Raw genomic sequence first — 12,730 nt, forward strand, 5'->3', positions numbered from 1 at the left:
TGATGAATACCTTAGGCGGCTAATGTGCCACGTCTGATTTGATCACGCTCTAGCGATTCAAATAAGGCTTTAAAATTGCCCTCACCAAAGCCTTCATCTTCTTTTCGCTGAATAAACTCGAAAAATACGGGGCCTAATAAGGTTTGAGAAAAGATTTGGAGTAATAAGCGCGGTGTGCCGCCTGCGGTTGAGCCGTCTAATAAAATCCCGCGCAGTTTAAGCTCCTCGACAGGCTCGCCATGATTGGGTAGGCGCTCCTCCAGCATTTCATAGTAAATATGATTGGGGGCGGTCATTAAGGGAATACCCGCCGCACGTAGCGCATCCACACTTTGCAGCAAGTTATCACTCAGTAAGGCAATATGTTGAATCCCTTCACCATTAAATTGCATGAGAAATTCTTCAATTTGCCCTGAGCCTTGCCCCGATTCTTCATTGAGTGGAATACGAATCAGATTATCAGGGGCAGTCATAGCGCGTGAAGTCAGTCCGGTGTATTCGCCTTTAATATCAAAATAGCGAATATCACGAAAATTAAATAAGCGCTCATAATAACTTCCCCAAAACGCCATACGCCCGCGATACACATTATGGGTGAGGTGATCGACCACTTTAAAACCATGCCCTTTAGGATGACGCTCTACGCCCTCAATCCATTCAAAATCAATATCATAAATCGACTTGCCGTCTTCAAAGCGATCAATCAAATACAAAGGTGCGCCACCAATGCCTTTAATCGCTGGTAAGCGTAATTCCATAGGGCCTGTAGGAATGTCAATCGGTTGAGCGCCTAAATCGAGGGCGCGTTGATAGGCTTGGTGGGAGTCTTTGACTCGAAAAGCTAGACCACAGGCACTAGGGCCATGCTCAGCAGCAAAGTACGCAGCAAGGCTTTTGGGTTCTCGATTGACAATGAAATTAATATCGCCCTGACGATAGAGCAGCACATCTTTAGAGCGATGTTGGGCGACTAGGCTAAAGCCCATTTTTTCAAATAAAGGTTCTAAAACATTAGGGGTAGGCGAGGCAAATTCAACAAATTCAAAACCCATTAATCCCATAGGATTTTCATAAGCAGTAGACATGGTAATACTCCAGATACGTTTAATTCAGTCAATTTTTTTAATTAGCTATAAATTAACGTAAGGCAGGTGGGCCTTCAGAACGTCCGCGCATGCTACGAGCGAGGTGTTGTCCCATGATGAGTACTAGCCTACCGGGGGCTGTCATGATGTGTGTGGTGTCCTAGCATTGGTGGTTAGAAGGGCTGTAGCTTAAAGAAGTTTAGTAACTGATGCAAATAGCTGCTTTTTTAGTTTTGTTGGTGTGGATAGTGTGCTTGCAAGTGGGTGTTTAGTTAGCCACTGGTTATAGTCTTGATTGAGTATTATAGTGGCTAGATGGGGCACAAGGAGTGTCATGATGAGTGCTGATCCACGTGACTAGCTAACACTTGTCTTGACAACAAGCATTTTGCGTTTGAGCCACACCATAATGCTCGTAAATCAACTGATCTTTACTAATATTAAACTCCTCCGCTATTTCAGCAATACGCTCAATCAAACTATTAGATCCACAAATATAAATATCAGGCGTAGTGTGAATAGTTTGTAGGAGTGATCTAAACGCTTCCACTACTGAGCCATGGAAACCCTGCCAAACAGGTGAGGCCTCTTGTACGCATATCTGGTAATGCAAATTCGGATAGTCTGTGGCTAAATCAGCCAGTTCTTGCTGATAAAATACCTCATCTTCGTACCATACGCCGAATAATAACTGCACCTCATGCGGCTCTTGCCATTCTCCCATACGGCGCAACATGGACATGACTGAGGCTAGACCACACCCCCCTGCAATAAAGTAGCGCGGGCGTAAGCCCCGGTCTTGTAAGGTAAAATTACCACTAGCACCTTGTAGAGTGAGCGTGTCACCCACTTGAGCTTGTTCAGTGATATAGTGCGCAAATTGTCCCTGTGGGCGGAGCTTAATTAATAGCTCCAGTACACCATCCCAATTAGGCGCATTTGCCAGTGAGTAAGCGCGTTTGATCTCAGTATTGGGAATCCAGATTTCAATATATTGCCCCGGCTCAAATGCTAGGCTGAGATTACCTTCATCATCTTCAAGCAATTCCAATTTGAGCTGTAAGGTATCAGCAGTGAGATAGTTTTTTTCTAGCAAAATGGCTTGGCGAATAGGTAAAGGCTGTTTGCGTACTTGTTCAGCGTCATAAGGCAATACCACTTGTAAATCACTGCGTGGGTAAGTACGGCACAACAGTACTTGGTTTGTATGAGCAATGCTGCTAGCAATATCGGGATCAATCGCTTGTATATAATGCCCCTTTGCTGTGCCGATACAGGCGCCACAACTCCCTGAACGGCATTGACTGATTAAATACAACTGTGCTCGTTCCGCAGCACTAACAATATCCTCGCCATCGCTACAACTAAATTGCAGCACTTGCTCATCACGGGTAATTAATTGAATCTGGAATTCCTGCATAATCACACCTATTGGGCTGCTGTAGCTAAAGCCGTTTTTAAATCAGCTTCGGGGGTATGATTTACGCGAATATCAAAGCGCTCTTGTAGTACGGCTAATAAGTTAGGAGTGAGATAGACGGGTAAGGTTGGACCCAAATGAATACCTTTCACCCCAACAGCTAAGAGTGATAACAACACAGCCGTGGCTTTTTGTTCAAACCATGAAATCATCAGCGATAAAGGCAAGTCGTTTACACCGCAACCAAAGGCCCCCGCTAAGGCACTGGCAATTTTAATTGCCGAATGGGCGTCATTGCATTGTCCTAAATCGAGTAAGCGCGGAATGCTGCCAATCGTGCCAAATTCATGCTGATTAAAACGATATTTAGCACAACCGAGTGTTAATACCACCGTATTGTCGGGAGTGCTTTGTGCCAGCTCAGTGTAGTAATTGCGTCCGGGTTTTGCCCCATCACAACCACCAATCACAAAGAAATGTTGAATCGCACCTGCTTTGACCCCTTCAATCACCTTATCAGCTACACCTAATACTGTGTGATGGCCAAAGCCTGTAGTAATAAGCTTTTCAGGCGCGGTTTCTTTAAAGCCGGGGAGTGCTTTAGCGGCCTGAGTCACCATTTTATAATCATTATTATCAATATGACGTACACCCGACCAACCCACAGGGCCTGCGGTAAAAAGGCGTTGCTTATAGCTTTTATCTGGTTCAATCAGGCAATTTGAGGTTAACACAATCGGGCCGGGAAACTCGGCAAACTCGATTTGTTGGTTTTGCCATGCCGTACCGTAATTACCCACTAAATGCGCATAGCATTTCAAGCCCGGATAAGCATGTGCAGGGAGCATTTCGCCGTGGGTATAAACATTCACGCCACTGTCTTTAGTTTGCTCTAGAATTTGCGCTAAATCATGTAGGTCATGACCACTAACTAAAATCGCTTTGCCCGCTACCGGACTAACACGCACTTGAGCGATGGTTTGATTACCAAAAGTTTCAGTATTAGCGCGATCCAGTAACTCCATGACGCGCAGATTGATAGTACCGACCACTAAAGACTGAGCGAGTAGTTCATTGATATCAACGGGATCAGAGCCTAAATAGGCTAAAGTCTTATTGATATCAGCATCAATTTCAGCATCACGGAATCCTAAAGTACGGGCATGATGGGAGTAAGCACAAACTCCTTTTAGACCATATAAAATCAACATGCGTAAACCAATGACATCTGCCCCAACCACTGCTTGATCACGGTTAATGGCAGTAATCGGATGTTGTTTTAATAGTTCTTCCATTGTGCCAGCAGGTTGAAACGAGGCGGCGGCGATTAGGTCGATACTAGAAACGGTACTAGCTGCTAATGAGGCTTTTAATGAATCACGTAACTTAGCGGCTTGCTGGATTAGATTTACAAAGCGCGTGGCATTGAAATTTACATTGGTGAGTGTGGTAAACATGCCGTACTGGATAAAGTCATTAATCCCTTGATTGACCACACCAGCTTTGCGAGCGCGTTGGGCATAATCGGCTAAACCGAGGATTTGATAGACTAAAATATCTTGTAAATCAGAAGTGGTGGCTTCCTTGCCACAATTACCTTTTAACGAGGCACAACCGAGCACTTCACCGCTACGTTGGGTTTGTTCACATTGATAGCAAAACATGAATGAGTCCTGAAATGATAGGTTTTTGATGCACTCACGATATGAAAAAATGTTGCTCGTGTGCCTTGACCCAGATCAAGCCTTAAGTTTGTTATACTCATCAAATTAGCAATAGTACTCAGATATTCCTTCCGCAGTCGCTGTGAATACATCCTTGCCACCAAGACTGATCCAAAAACATCTGAATACTATTGCGCAAGTATTTGATAAGCCAAAGAGGGATAGGTGAGTAGTACATGGAGTCGTTGTTACAGGTAGCGCCGTTATTTAATGGTTTAAGCGCGGATGATCTAGCGCCCATTAGTGCGGCATCACGCTTAGTGAGTTTAAAGCCCAATACTTTATTATTTCGAGCCAGTGATCCTGCACTGCATTTTTTTCTAGTGACCAAGGGCAGTATGCGTTTGTACCGTTTGACCCCTGAAGGTAAGGAAAAGGTGATTGAGATCATTAGTGCGGGACAAACCTTTGCTGAGGCAGTAGCATTGGTGAATAAGCCTTACCCGGTATATGCCTCAGCATTAGAGCCAACTGAGTTAATTGCGATTCCCTCTCAAGTGCTGCGTGATCAAGTACTGATTAATCACGGACTAGCGTTTAAGATGCTAGCGAGTTTAAGCCTACGGATTCATGGTTTTTTAAATGATATTCACACCTTAAGCTTGGCAACCGCGCAGCAAAAAGTGGCGGGGTATTTATTAGCCTTTTTAGAGCAATCAGATCATGAGCAAATCATTCGTTTACCTGCTACTAAAGCCATGATTGCCTCACGTTTAGGCTTGCAACCAGAAACCTTTTCACGCGTATTGTCAAAAATGAAAGAGCAGGGCGTGATTCAAGAGGATAAAAATCAAATTTTGATTTTATCATCTAGTGCGTTGAAACAATTAAGAGACACCGCTTAGATAAGGGGCTGGATATTCAGCCCACAATTAACCATAAACCTACCCCTATCATTAACGTTCCAGCAATGCGGTTGAGTAGGCGTACATTACCGCGATCTAAGAGTAAATGACGCAAAGCTTGCCCACCGGTGGCATAGAGCAGCAAACAAATAAACTCCATAGTGAGAATCATAGCAATCAGCACCGCTAATTGTGGTGCTAAGGGTTGGGTCTGGTTTAAAAAGGGCGGTAACAGTGAGATAAAAAACGCCCAGCCTTTAGGATTGGCGATAGCGGTAATAAAGCCTTTAAGGGCTAGATCGAGTGGTTTACTCGATGGTGGCGTATCAATGTTTTCTGGAATAGCTAAGCTGCCCCGTGAGCGCCACATTTCTATGCCGATCCAGCCTAAATACAACCCACCTGCGAGTTTAAATAGGGTAAATACCTCAGGGAATTGCAGCATAATAGTGGCGACCCCTACAGCAGCTAGGGCGGCAATAATCCCCACGCCTAATAATTCCCCCGCCATCATCGGCAGACTACGCTTTAAACCTACCGACATACCCAAAGTCAATGCCAAGGTCATACACATGCCCGGCGTGACCGAGACGAAAAAGAAAGTGGGAATAAATATAGCTAAGGTGCTTAGAGGCAACATGCATTACACCTTTGGCTTAGGCAGTAGTTGAGCTAAGAGTTTCAGCAATAGTAAAACATAGGGTGTGCCATGTAGCACTAAATCAAACCAATCAATCGGCTTCACTAAGTCACCCGCCACTAGCATTTTGAGCTTTTCCCAAAGATGCGGTTCAGGGAAGAAGGGAGAAAGCCCTAAGGTTAACGCCGCCACGATTAATAAGCCCCAAGGCAATTTATCCATCCAACGGTGGAAGGTAGTCATTATGCTGTCCTCATTATGCAATCAGGCTGATTGCTACCGAGAAGCGGAGGCGTTGTCAAGTGTTGTTGTTATTTATGTAAACACTGACTGAAAGTCTCTGGTGCTTAGCAAATACCAAATACTTGCTAAGTCTGAGGATTGGAGGGGGTTATAGCAGGGTAGTAGGTAATTTACCGGAAAGGGCAGGTTCCCAGAGGCTAGTCTGTAATTCATTAACTAGCTCCACACATTGATGGGCAGAGGGTTGTCCCAAAGCAGTCATGACTAAAGGATACTCATCGCCGGTGTTTACGGCTTTTAAGGCGGCTATGGCTTTGGACTGTGCAGCTCGAATAGTATTTTGCTCTTGTTGGGTCAATTGAGGCATGATCCAAGCATGAATAGCCCAAGATAAGGCAGCATGTTTACTTTCTTCATCACTAATGTGTCCTATTATCTCACGAAATATCTCATGTTCGGCGGTCGCATATTGCCAGTAACCACAGGCTGCTGCATAAGTCTCATTGATACAGCCTTGTACCGCATTTTCTAAGGCAATCTCGGCTAAAGAGCGTAGACGGAAATCATCAATGAATACTTCAGGTACTGAGGTAGCATAAGCTTGTGCCAATAGTCCCGCCATTTCAGCATGTTCAATCTCCTCGTTTATCGCTTCACGCGCCATTTGTATTAAAGCAGTAGGTGCTTGATAGGCTTCTAATTCACGAACTAAATAGCGAAAGGCTGTCACTGCTGCTGTTTCCATCGAAGCCATTTCAGCAAAGTAATGCCCTAAGACATAATGTGTCGCAGGGGTTTGTAGGGTAGTGCCTTGAGTTAAGCGTCCACGAACAGGGCGTCTATGAAAAACAAGGGGTGAATAACATCCCGGTGCGTCGGTATAAGTAAATTGTGCCAAGGTATAAGTAGAGTCGCATTTTATATTCCCCTCGCGTCCAAATGATTGTGTTTCACATTGAGTAGCACGAAAGCTTTCAATCGTAGAAACAGTCATTTTGTATATATCAGTAGGTGCATGTTTTTGTTCAGCTAATACTTTGCACAGAGTGATGCATTCTTGAGTGGATAGTTTAGCCCGAAGTCCGGGAAGACCGCGTGTAAAGGAATCTTTTTGTGGAGTACGTTTAATAGGAGTCCGGCAGATAGGTGCAACTCGTGCAGGAGTAGTAGCGTTAGTAGCCGTAGACGGGGTATTCGCATTAGCTAAAGGTGCTGCCAAAGCAGTCGTGCTAGATAAAGCGGCTACCACCGCACTTTGTAAAATAAGCGCAATAGACGATAGTTTCATGAAGTATTTAGCCCTATGAATGAAAAACACTTTTAAGTGTAGGAAGGGTAATTATTTATTTCAAGAGTGAAATTTTCAGATTTTTAGTTTAAAGAATCCTAATTAGGTCAAATAAATAAAAATCATAGGGCTAAATGTGTGGTTTAGTTATTTTTTGGAGTCTATTGTAGGAGCAATTTTTTAGATGGTTCTCAAAGTAGTTTGATTCCCTGTGGAGTTTCTATGTATGCCATTATAGCGCATTGTTTGGCGAAGCTGATTTCTACTGCTTTAGTAGTAACAAGACTCAAGCTAGTTATTAAGTTTTGAATCCGTTCTGGTTCGGGGTGAAAAAGTTTTAGCTTAAGTAAGCTCAGATGATGATCGGTAAGGTGTGTGGCAGGATGTGGTGTACTTTGCCATTCGATTAGGACTGGTGCTATACCTTGCAAAGGTAGTGAACCGTCATAGGGTATCGTAATCAACCAGTTAAGTAGCCCACGTGACATAGACTCTATATTACCTAGTTCTTCAGTAGCCTTTTGCAGGGTTTGTTGAATATTAGGTGTGTTAATTACCCAAGTAGCTAAACTGGGCTTAAAATTGTGTGATTTTTGATCTAAACCAAACCAACGCGGACGTTGAGCATATACTTTGGGGTTAAGAGCTATAACTTCAAGGTAAATATCTTGACCTAATTTTAGCAAGCAATTATGAGTGCCCATGCGTATGTGCTCGCCACCTGTCTGGGGTTTTACTCCTAAGTGTTCATATATCCATTGTGTACCTATTTCTAAACTAGGAGCGGTAATGACTAAATGATCCAGCTTATTAGCGTTCATAGTGTCTCTCCATTAATATTGTTATCTTCAACTCAGGTCATCAAGCACTAAGAATATTGTAGTTTAACTCCTAATGTGACTAGCTTTTAGAGGCTTATTGTATATATAGGCATAAGCGAATTATTTCAAACTAATGCTTGCTCGCTAGGTATCAATTCCACCCGTGTTGAGACAGCATGTAAAGCGATAAGGTGTAGGATTTCGCTCACAGTGGTGCAGCAATCAGGTAAAATAGTAACTTTATATTTTTCGGCAGCTTTAGATATAGCGGTATGGGTTACACAGTTTTGCGTCATCATGCCACAGATTAAAAGTTCAGTTATCCCTAGTGGTTGCAAAGTGTTTTCTAGTTCGGTTTGCTCAAAGCTATCAGCAAAATGTTTAATAATAATGGGTGCATGAGGGGCAGCAGCGAGTATACGGGGATGCACTTGAGCTCCTACCGTATTAGCATTAAAAAAAGGCGCAATCCCCTGCACAGGATTAGCTATATGCTGAATGATAATAACAGGTATCTGTTGCGTTTGAGCTTTGACAATGGCAGTTTCAATAGCTGCTAGCGTAAGCTCAGCATTCCATAGTGGAAATGCACCCTCAGGGAAATAATCATTTTGTAAATCAATTACTAATAATGCTTTAGACATCATGTACCACACCTATTTGAAAAAGATTGGCAATAGTTTGCCAAGTTCTGTTTATCGTTAGAATGGTAATGTGTGTGATTAGGTGACTCCTTACTTACAGTTTGAAAGGAAATGAATGAACTCAATCAATCAAGCCATTATTAAGCTACTGAAAGCTAATAGTCGTATGAGTTGGCAACAGATTGGCAAACAAGTCTATCTCACAGGGCAAGCTGTGGCAGCGCGAGTACAAGCTTTAGAGGATCAAGGGATTATTAGCGGTTATACCATTCGCCAAGATCAGGTAGAGCGTCATTTCATTACCATGTTTATGGATACAAATCAGTTTGAGCGTTTTGAGCAGTGGCTGAGTCAAGATGAGCGGGTAGAAAGTGCTTATAAAACTATTGGGGAGGGCTGTTACCATATCGTATTTGTTTCTCATGCTACAGGTGATTTAGAACCTTTTTTAAATGGATTATTAAAGTACGGACGCTATAAAGTAGCCAGTATGCTCAAGGTTGTTAAGTAGGGTTCGGTGGTTTGTGACTAATCAAAGTAAGGCGGCATAATTTGCGGCACTATCGCGCTTTTATTGATGAGATGACCAAGATGGAGCGCGAGCTAAAGCATTTATTAATCGCTATCGGGCTGGGTTTATTATTAGGTGGCTTAATAGTTCAACGTTGGCATAAGCTCGACTTTCCCGAATCCGTTGTCTTTGTTGAGATTACCAACACTTTAAATGAGGTAGTCCCCCTAGTGCGTATTGAGCATGGAAGTGATTTTTTACAAGAACGTATTTTATTGACTCAGTTTCGTCCTAATGAAACTCGTTTAATTAGACTCAACCATGAATTAGGTAAAGGCTATACCATAGAGGCTCAATTAAAAAATAAAGAAAAAATTGAGGCTTGTGTGGGGCGCTATGCAACTCAATGGGTGGAGCATATCGAAATAGGATTATCGGGTATTCGCAGTGTCGATTAAAAATAAGTATGAGTTAAGTAAAAGCGCTATGCTCAAATAGCGCTAATGGATGGTTAGATTATTTTTCCCAAAATTTCCACCACGATTTTTGGCTTATGGATAAAGTAGTATCCTCTTCACTTACATGAAAATAGGGTAGTAATAAATCTTCCATATTATAAAAGCCCTGTGTTTTATCCTTCAGATTGGCTATAGCAAATAAAATCCCATTGCCGAAAGCTTCGCGTGAAATGGACTCATGCTTTAAACGTACTGTTTGATAGGGAAAGCCAAATAAGATTTCATGTACACCAATAATACCACCTGCTCTTATGGTTTTAATACTTGCCTCAGGAAGATCGAGATTATGGGCAATAATTTTAGCAGTACCCGATACCTCTGGTTTACTTTTAAAATGTTCCTCAATAATTTCTATGTCAGTAAAAGGAGCTATATTTTTGAGAATTTTCGCAGATATAATAAGAAAGTTAATGCCCAAGGTAATATTAGGCGAATGCATCACTACGGTTTTTTCGGCTAGTTGTTGTAGTTTTTCGATTTTTTCAGGTTGATATTGAGAAATAGCACTAATAATCGTAATACCTCGTTGCGCTGCTTCATCACCATAATAATCAACACCAGAATTAGATGAGAAATCCACTAAAATATCAATGGGATGTTTATCTAATAGCTCACTGGCACTGTACTCATCTCGCGTATAAATAAAGCCCGGATCATTAGCATTAGAGGAAATGCCCAGAAATTCGGGCACAGAACGATGCTCTAGTAATTGGGATTGACGAATTGCCCATTGCAATGTGACTTTATTAGATTCTAATAAGACTGAGGCGACTGCTCGACCTGTCTTACCGAACCCCATGAGACCAACTCGCATACACACACTCCTATCTAGTAAAGAATTTTGACCGATAGTGATCTCCCTGAGAATAGCATAGATTAGTCATTGGTATGAACTAAGTACTTGTCAAATAAGGAATATTAATTTTTAGTGTAGAGTCAGAGCAGTGGACAAGCCTGCTAAAGTTTGCTTAAATGTGCCGCGTCATTGGGGAGTAGCCTCCTATTTTAGGGTTTACATCAACATGCTTGTCATCTGACATGGTGTAAACAACTCCGGTTTGGCAAGACCTTTGACCTTAATACCTTCCTTTAGCCGGAGAGGGTATTAAGGTCATGGGTATTTGTCCGGCTTAGGAGTTTATCTTGGAAGCTTTTCTTGTCTCTACGGGTATCGTAGCTCTTGCTGAAATGGGTGATAAAACCCAATTATTGTCCCTAGTCTTAGCTGCCAAATTCCGCCGACCTATACCTATTATCTTAGGCATTTTAGTGGCCACCTTACTCAATCATGCTCTTGCGGGTGCAGTAGGTGCATGGCTCACTACCTTATTAGGCCCTGATGCCTTGCGTTGGATCTTAGGGCTATCCTTCTTAGCTATGGCAGTTTGGATCATGATTCCCGACCAACTAGATGATGGTGAGGCGGACGTGGGCAAGCATCGTTATGGTATTTTTGTGACTACTGTAGTGGTATTTTTCTTGGCTGAAATGGGCGACAAAACCCAGATTGCTACCGTTGCTTTAGCAGCGCAGTACGCTTCACTGTTATGGGTAGTGGCAGGTACGACCTTGGGTATGATGTTAGCTAATGTACCGGCGGTATTGATTGGCGATAAAGTAGCTAAGCAATTGCCTTTAAAACTCATACACAGTATTGCAGCCGCTATTTTTGCCGTATTAGGTGTCTTAGCTTTAATGGGAGTAGGGCAAAGCGCACTGCAATAGACCTACAAATAATCATGAAACTTTACTAAAATTGATTCTTATCAATGTGCTTAGCGGTTAGTGCTTTTACACTATATCTCATAGTAATTCTCAAGGAGCACTACCATGTTAAGCGCACTCTCTAGCTCTGAAATGATTGTGATTATGTCTGTTTTCACCATTCTATTTATCTTCGGATTTTTAGGTTATTTAGGCTGGAAATTTTTTAAATTATCGGGTCACAAACCTATTCCGGGCGAAAAGTCTTGGTAAATTTTCCTATACTGTGGTGGTAGTAACTAGGGCGAGTCCTAGATTAGCCCTAGTATTTAATCATTGACAGTTTAGAATTTAAAATCAAATACCATAATGCCCTCTAGTCCATCTTGAGCGGCAACTACTAGCTGAGCACCGACCTCTTGATGTTGAGCATCGGCTAAATAAGCTAAGTGGCTTTTCTCATCTAAGAAATCAATTATAAAGCCACCATTATAGCCCTTATCCATACCTGTTTCGGGGTTTATATTAGCCCCCGCTATGAATCCCTGCCATCCTGTTAAATGGTTTTGTAATGCTTGAATTTGTGCATAAAGCCTTTGACGCTCTGCTTCACTAATATCAGATTTGAATTTCATTAATACACAATGTCGAATCATAAGAATTACCTATTTTATGATAATAAACCGTTTAGCTTTGCTGAGTATTAATCCATTTAGGCGTCGTAGGGAGTATGACTTGCTCAAACAAACTTAATAGCTCGCTAGGGCTAGTAGCACTTAAAATTAAGGAACGCTGAGACTCTGGAATAAAACCTTCTTGTACCGCATGGTGAATAAAAGCGATTAAGTTATCGTAATAACCCGCCACATTGAGTACCCCACAGGGTTTACGATGTAAACCTAGTTGTGTCCAAGTGGCAATTTCACTTAATTCTTCTAATGTCCCTAATCCCCCTGGTAGCGCTATAAAGGCATCGGATAACTCCGCCATCATCAATTTGCGTTCGTGCATGGAGCTAACAATATGTAATTCTGTTAAGCCTTGATGAGCGAGTTCTTTAGTCATTAAGGCTTGAGGCAGTACCCCGATAACTTGCCCTCCTTGTGCTAAGGTCGCATCGGCAATAGCCCCCATTAAGCCTACTTTGGCTCCCCCGTAAACTAAGGTCAGTTGGCGCTGCGCTAATTCAGCTCCCAACGCTTGCGCCATGTTTAAATAGTCGGCACGTTTGCCCCCATTAGATCCACAGTACACACACACTCGTTGCATGATCGACTACCTTTTTAA

General features: G+C 42.5%; 16 protein-coding genes and 1 riboswitch. Of the genes, 5 read left to right on the forward strand and 11 right to left on the reverse strand.

The genetic code is table 11. From position 1 onward, the window contains the following. Nucleotides 1-11: 11 nt before the first annotated feature. From hppD to hcp, 3 genes are all read right to left on the reverse strand, one after another. The gene (gene hppD, locus IPL34_RS14240) at nucleotides 12-1,085 is read right to left on the reverse strand and encodes a 4-hydroxyphenylpyruvate dioxygenase (protein ID WP_296842113.1); all 1,074 of its coding nucleotides are present in this window, start codon (nucleotides 1,083-1,085) and stop codon (nucleotides 12-14) included. Nucleotides 1,086-1,446: 361 nt separating this feature from the next. Beyond that, a complete protein-coding gene (locus IPL34_RS14245) occupies nucleotides 1,447-2,505 on the reverse strand; it encodes a 2Fe-2S iron-sulfur cluster binding domain-containing protein (protein WP_296842114.1) in 1,059 nt (352 codons plus the stop codon). 8 nt (nucleotides 2,506-2,513) lie between these two features. Next, nucleotides 2,514-4,169, reverse strand: a complete 1,656-nt coding sequence (hcp, locus tag IPL34_RS14250; RefSeq protein ID WP_296842115.1) for a hydroxylamine reductase — start codon at nucleotides 4,167-4,169, stop codon at nucleotides 2,514-2,516. A 236-nt stretch (nucleotides 4,170-4,405) separates the two neighbouring features. Here hcp and IPL34_RS14255 point away from each other — a divergent pair, with 236 nt between their 5' ends. After that, the gene (locus IPL34_RS14255) at nucleotides 4,406-5,074 is read left to right on the forward strand and encodes a Crp/Fnr family transcriptional regulator (protein ID WP_296842116.1); all 669 of its coding nucleotides are present in this window, start codon (nucleotides 4,406-4,408) and stop codon (nucleotides 5,072-5,074) included. A 16-nt stretch (nucleotides 5,075-5,090) separates the two neighbouring features. On the opposite strand, the gene IPL34_RS14260 is transcribed toward IPL34_RS14255, so the two are convergent. The 5 genes from IPL34_RS14260 to IPL34_RS14280 all read right to left on the reverse strand — a co-directional run bounded on the left by IPL34_RS14260 (nucleotide 5,091) and on the right by IPL34_RS14280 (nucleotide 8,713). Further along, nucleotides 5,091-5,714 carry a LysE family translocator gene (locus IPL34_RS14260; RefSeq protein WP_296842117.1) on the reverse strand — a complete coding sequence of 208 codons (624 nt, stop codon included), beginning with the start codon at nucleotides 5,712-5,714 and terminating at the stop codon, nucleotides 5,091-5,093. A 3-nt stretch (nucleotides 5,715-5,717) separates the two neighbouring features. After that, the gene (locus IPL34_RS14265) at nucleotides 5,718-5,957 is read right to left on the reverse strand and encodes an RND transporter (RefSeq protein ID WP_296842118.1); all 240 of its coding nucleotides are present in this window, start codon (nucleotides 5,955-5,957) and stop codon (nucleotides 5,718-5,720) included. A gap of 148 nt (nucleotides 5,958-6,105) precedes the next feature. Next, complete coding sequence (locus tag IPL34_RS14270) at nucleotides 6,106-7,245, reverse strand: ferritin-like domain-containing protein (protein ID WP_296842119.1); 1,140 nt, start codon at nucleotides 7,243-7,245, stop codon at nucleotides 6,106-6,108. Between the two features lie 191 nt (nucleotides 7,246-7,436). Continuing rightward, on the reverse strand, nucleotides 7,437-8,066 hold the full coding sequence (locus tag IPL34_RS14275) for a VOC family protein (protein ID WP_296842120.1): 630 nt from the start codon (nucleotides 8,064-8,066) through the stop codon (nucleotides 7,437-7,439). Between the two features lie 125 nt (nucleotides 8,067-8,191). Continuing rightward, on the reverse strand, nucleotides 8,192-8,713 hold the full coding sequence (locus IPL34_RS14280; RefSeq protein WP_296842121.1) for an isochorismatase family protein: 522 nt from the start codon (nucleotides 8,711-8,713) through the stop codon (nucleotides 8,192-8,194). A 112-nt stretch (nucleotides 8,714-8,825) separates the two neighbouring features. Here IPL34_RS14280 and IPL34_RS14285 point away from each other — a divergent pair, with 112 nt between their 5' ends. Together IPL34_RS14285 and IPL34_RS14290 are read left to right on the forward strand one after the other, a co-directional pair. Further along, nucleotides 8,826-9,221 carry an AsnC family transcriptional regulator gene (locus IPL34_RS14285; protein ID WP_296842122.1) on the forward strand — a complete coding sequence of 132 codons (396 nt, stop codon included), beginning with the start codon at nucleotides 8,826-8,828 and terminating at the stop codon, nucleotides 9,219-9,221. Nucleotides 9,222-9,262: 41 nt separating this feature from the next. Then, nucleotides 9,263-9,679 (forward strand): hypothetical protein, encoded by a 417-nt coding sequence (locus IPL34_RS14290; protein WP_296842123.1) that lies wholly within the window; start codon nucleotides 9,263-9,265, stop codon nucleotides 9,677-9,679. A gap of 58 nt (nucleotides 9,680-9,737) precedes the next feature. Here IPL34_RS14290 and IPL34_RS14295 read toward each other — a convergent pair whose 3' ends face one another. After that, entirely contained in the window at nucleotides 9,738-10,553 is an 816-nt protein-coding gene (locus IPL34_RS14295; protein WP_296842124.1) for a dihydrodipicolinate reductase C-terminal domain-containing protein, read from the reverse strand. A gap of 161 nt (nucleotides 10,554-10,714) precedes the next feature. After that, nucleotides 10,715-10,878, forward strand: a riboswitch (yybP-ykoY riboswitch). 1 nt (nucleotide 10,879) lies between these two features. Here IPL34_RS14295 and IPL34_RS14300 point away from each other — a divergent pair. After that, nucleotides 10,880-11,464 (forward strand): TMEM165/GDT1 family protein, encoded by a 585-nt coding sequence (locus IPL34_RS14300; protein WP_296843072.1) that lies wholly within the window; start codon nucleotides 10,880-10,882, stop codon nucleotides 11,462-11,464. A 105-nt stretch (nucleotides 11,465-11,569) separates the two neighbouring features. Then, complete coding sequence (locus tag IPL34_RS14305) at nucleotides 11,570-11,716, forward strand: hypothetical protein (RefSeq protein WP_296842125.1); 147 nt, start codon at nucleotides 11,570-11,572, stop codon at nucleotides 11,714-11,716. A 71-nt stretch (nucleotides 11,717-11,787) separates the two neighbouring features. On the opposite strand, the gene IPL34_RS14310 is transcribed toward IPL34_RS14305, so the two are convergent. Both IPL34_RS14310 and IPL34_RS14315 read right to left on the reverse strand, forming a co-directional pair. Further along, nucleotides 11,788-12,099 (reverse strand): Dabb family protein, encoded by a 312-nt coding sequence (locus IPL34_RS14310; RefSeq protein ID WP_296842126.1) that lies wholly within the window; start codon nucleotides 12,097-12,099, stop codon nucleotides 11,788-11,790. Nucleotides 12,100-12,130: 31 nt separating this feature from the next. Then, the gene (locus IPL34_RS14315) at nucleotides 12,131-12,712 is read right to left on the reverse strand and encodes a TIGR00730 family Rossman fold protein (RefSeq protein ID WP_296842127.1); all 582 of its coding nucleotides are present in this window, start codon (nucleotides 12,710-12,712) and stop codon (nucleotides 12,131-12,133) included. Nucleotides 12,713-12,730: the final 18 nt, after the last annotated feature.

The sequence above is a fragment of the Thiofilum sp. genome (genome assembly GCF_016711335.1).
Taxonomy (GTDB): Bacteria; Pseudomonadota; Gammaproteobacteria; order Thiotrichales; family Thiotrichaceae; genus Thiofilum.

Excerpts from the sequence above, each read along its gene's own strand:
- IPL34_RS14265 (WP_296842118.1), bottom strand. The coding sequence starts at position 5,957 with ATGACTACCTTCCACCGTTGGATGGATAAATTGCCTTGGGGCTTATTA.
- hppD (WP_296842113.1), bottom strand. The coding sequence starts at position 1,085 with ATGTCTACTGCTTATGAAAATCCTATGGGATTAATGGGTTTTGAATTT.
- IPL34_RS14310 (WP_296842126.1), bottom strand. The coding sequence starts at position 12,099 with ATGATTCGACATTGTGTATTAATGAAATTCAAATCTGATATTAGTGAA.
- IPL34_RS14255 (WP_296842116.1), top strand. The coding sequence starts at position 4,406 with ATGGAGTCGTTGTTACAGGTAGCGCCGTTATTTAATGGTTTAAGCGCG.
- IPL34_RS14280 (WP_296842121.1), bottom strand. The coding sequence starts at position 8,713 with ATGATGTCTAAAGCATTATTAGTAATTGATTTACAAAATGATTATTTC.
- IPL34_RS14270 (WP_296842119.1), bottom strand. The coding sequence starts at position 7,245 with ATGAAACTATCGTCTATTGCGCTTATTTTACAAAGTGCGGTGGTAGCC.
- IPL34_RS14285 (WP_296842122.1), top strand. The coding sequence starts at position 8,826 with ATGAACTCAATCAATCAAGCCATTATTAAGCTACTGAAAGCTAATAGT.
- IPL34_RS14245 (WP_296842114.1), bottom strand. The coding sequence starts at position 2,505 with ATGCAGGAATTCCAGATTCAATTAATTACCCGTGATGAGCAAGTGCTG.
- IPL34_RS14315 (WP_296842127.1), bottom strand. The coding sequence starts at position 12,712 with ATGCAACGAGTGTGTGTGTACTGTGGATCTAATGGGGGCAAACGTGCC.
- IPL34_RS14305 (WP_296842125.1), top strand. The coding sequence starts at position 11,570 with ATGTTAAGCGCACTCTCTAGCTCTGAAATGATTGTGATTATGTCTGTT.
- IPL34_RS14260 (WP_296842117.1), bottom strand. The coding sequence starts at position 5,714 with ATGTTGCCTCTAAGCACCTTAGCTATATTTATTCCCACTTTCTTTTTC.
- IPL34_RS14295 (WP_296842124.1), bottom strand. The coding sequence starts at position 10,553 with ATGCGAGTTGGTCTCATGGGGTTCGGTAAGACAGGTCGAGCAGTCGCC.
- IPL34_RS14275 (WP_296842120.1), bottom strand. The coding sequence starts at position 8,066 with ATGAACGCTAATAAGCTGGATCATTTAGTCATTACCGCTCCTAGTTTA.
- hcp (WP_296842115.1), bottom strand. The coding sequence starts at position 4,169 with ATGTTTTGCTATCAATGTGAACAAACCCAACGTAGCGGTGAAGTGCTC.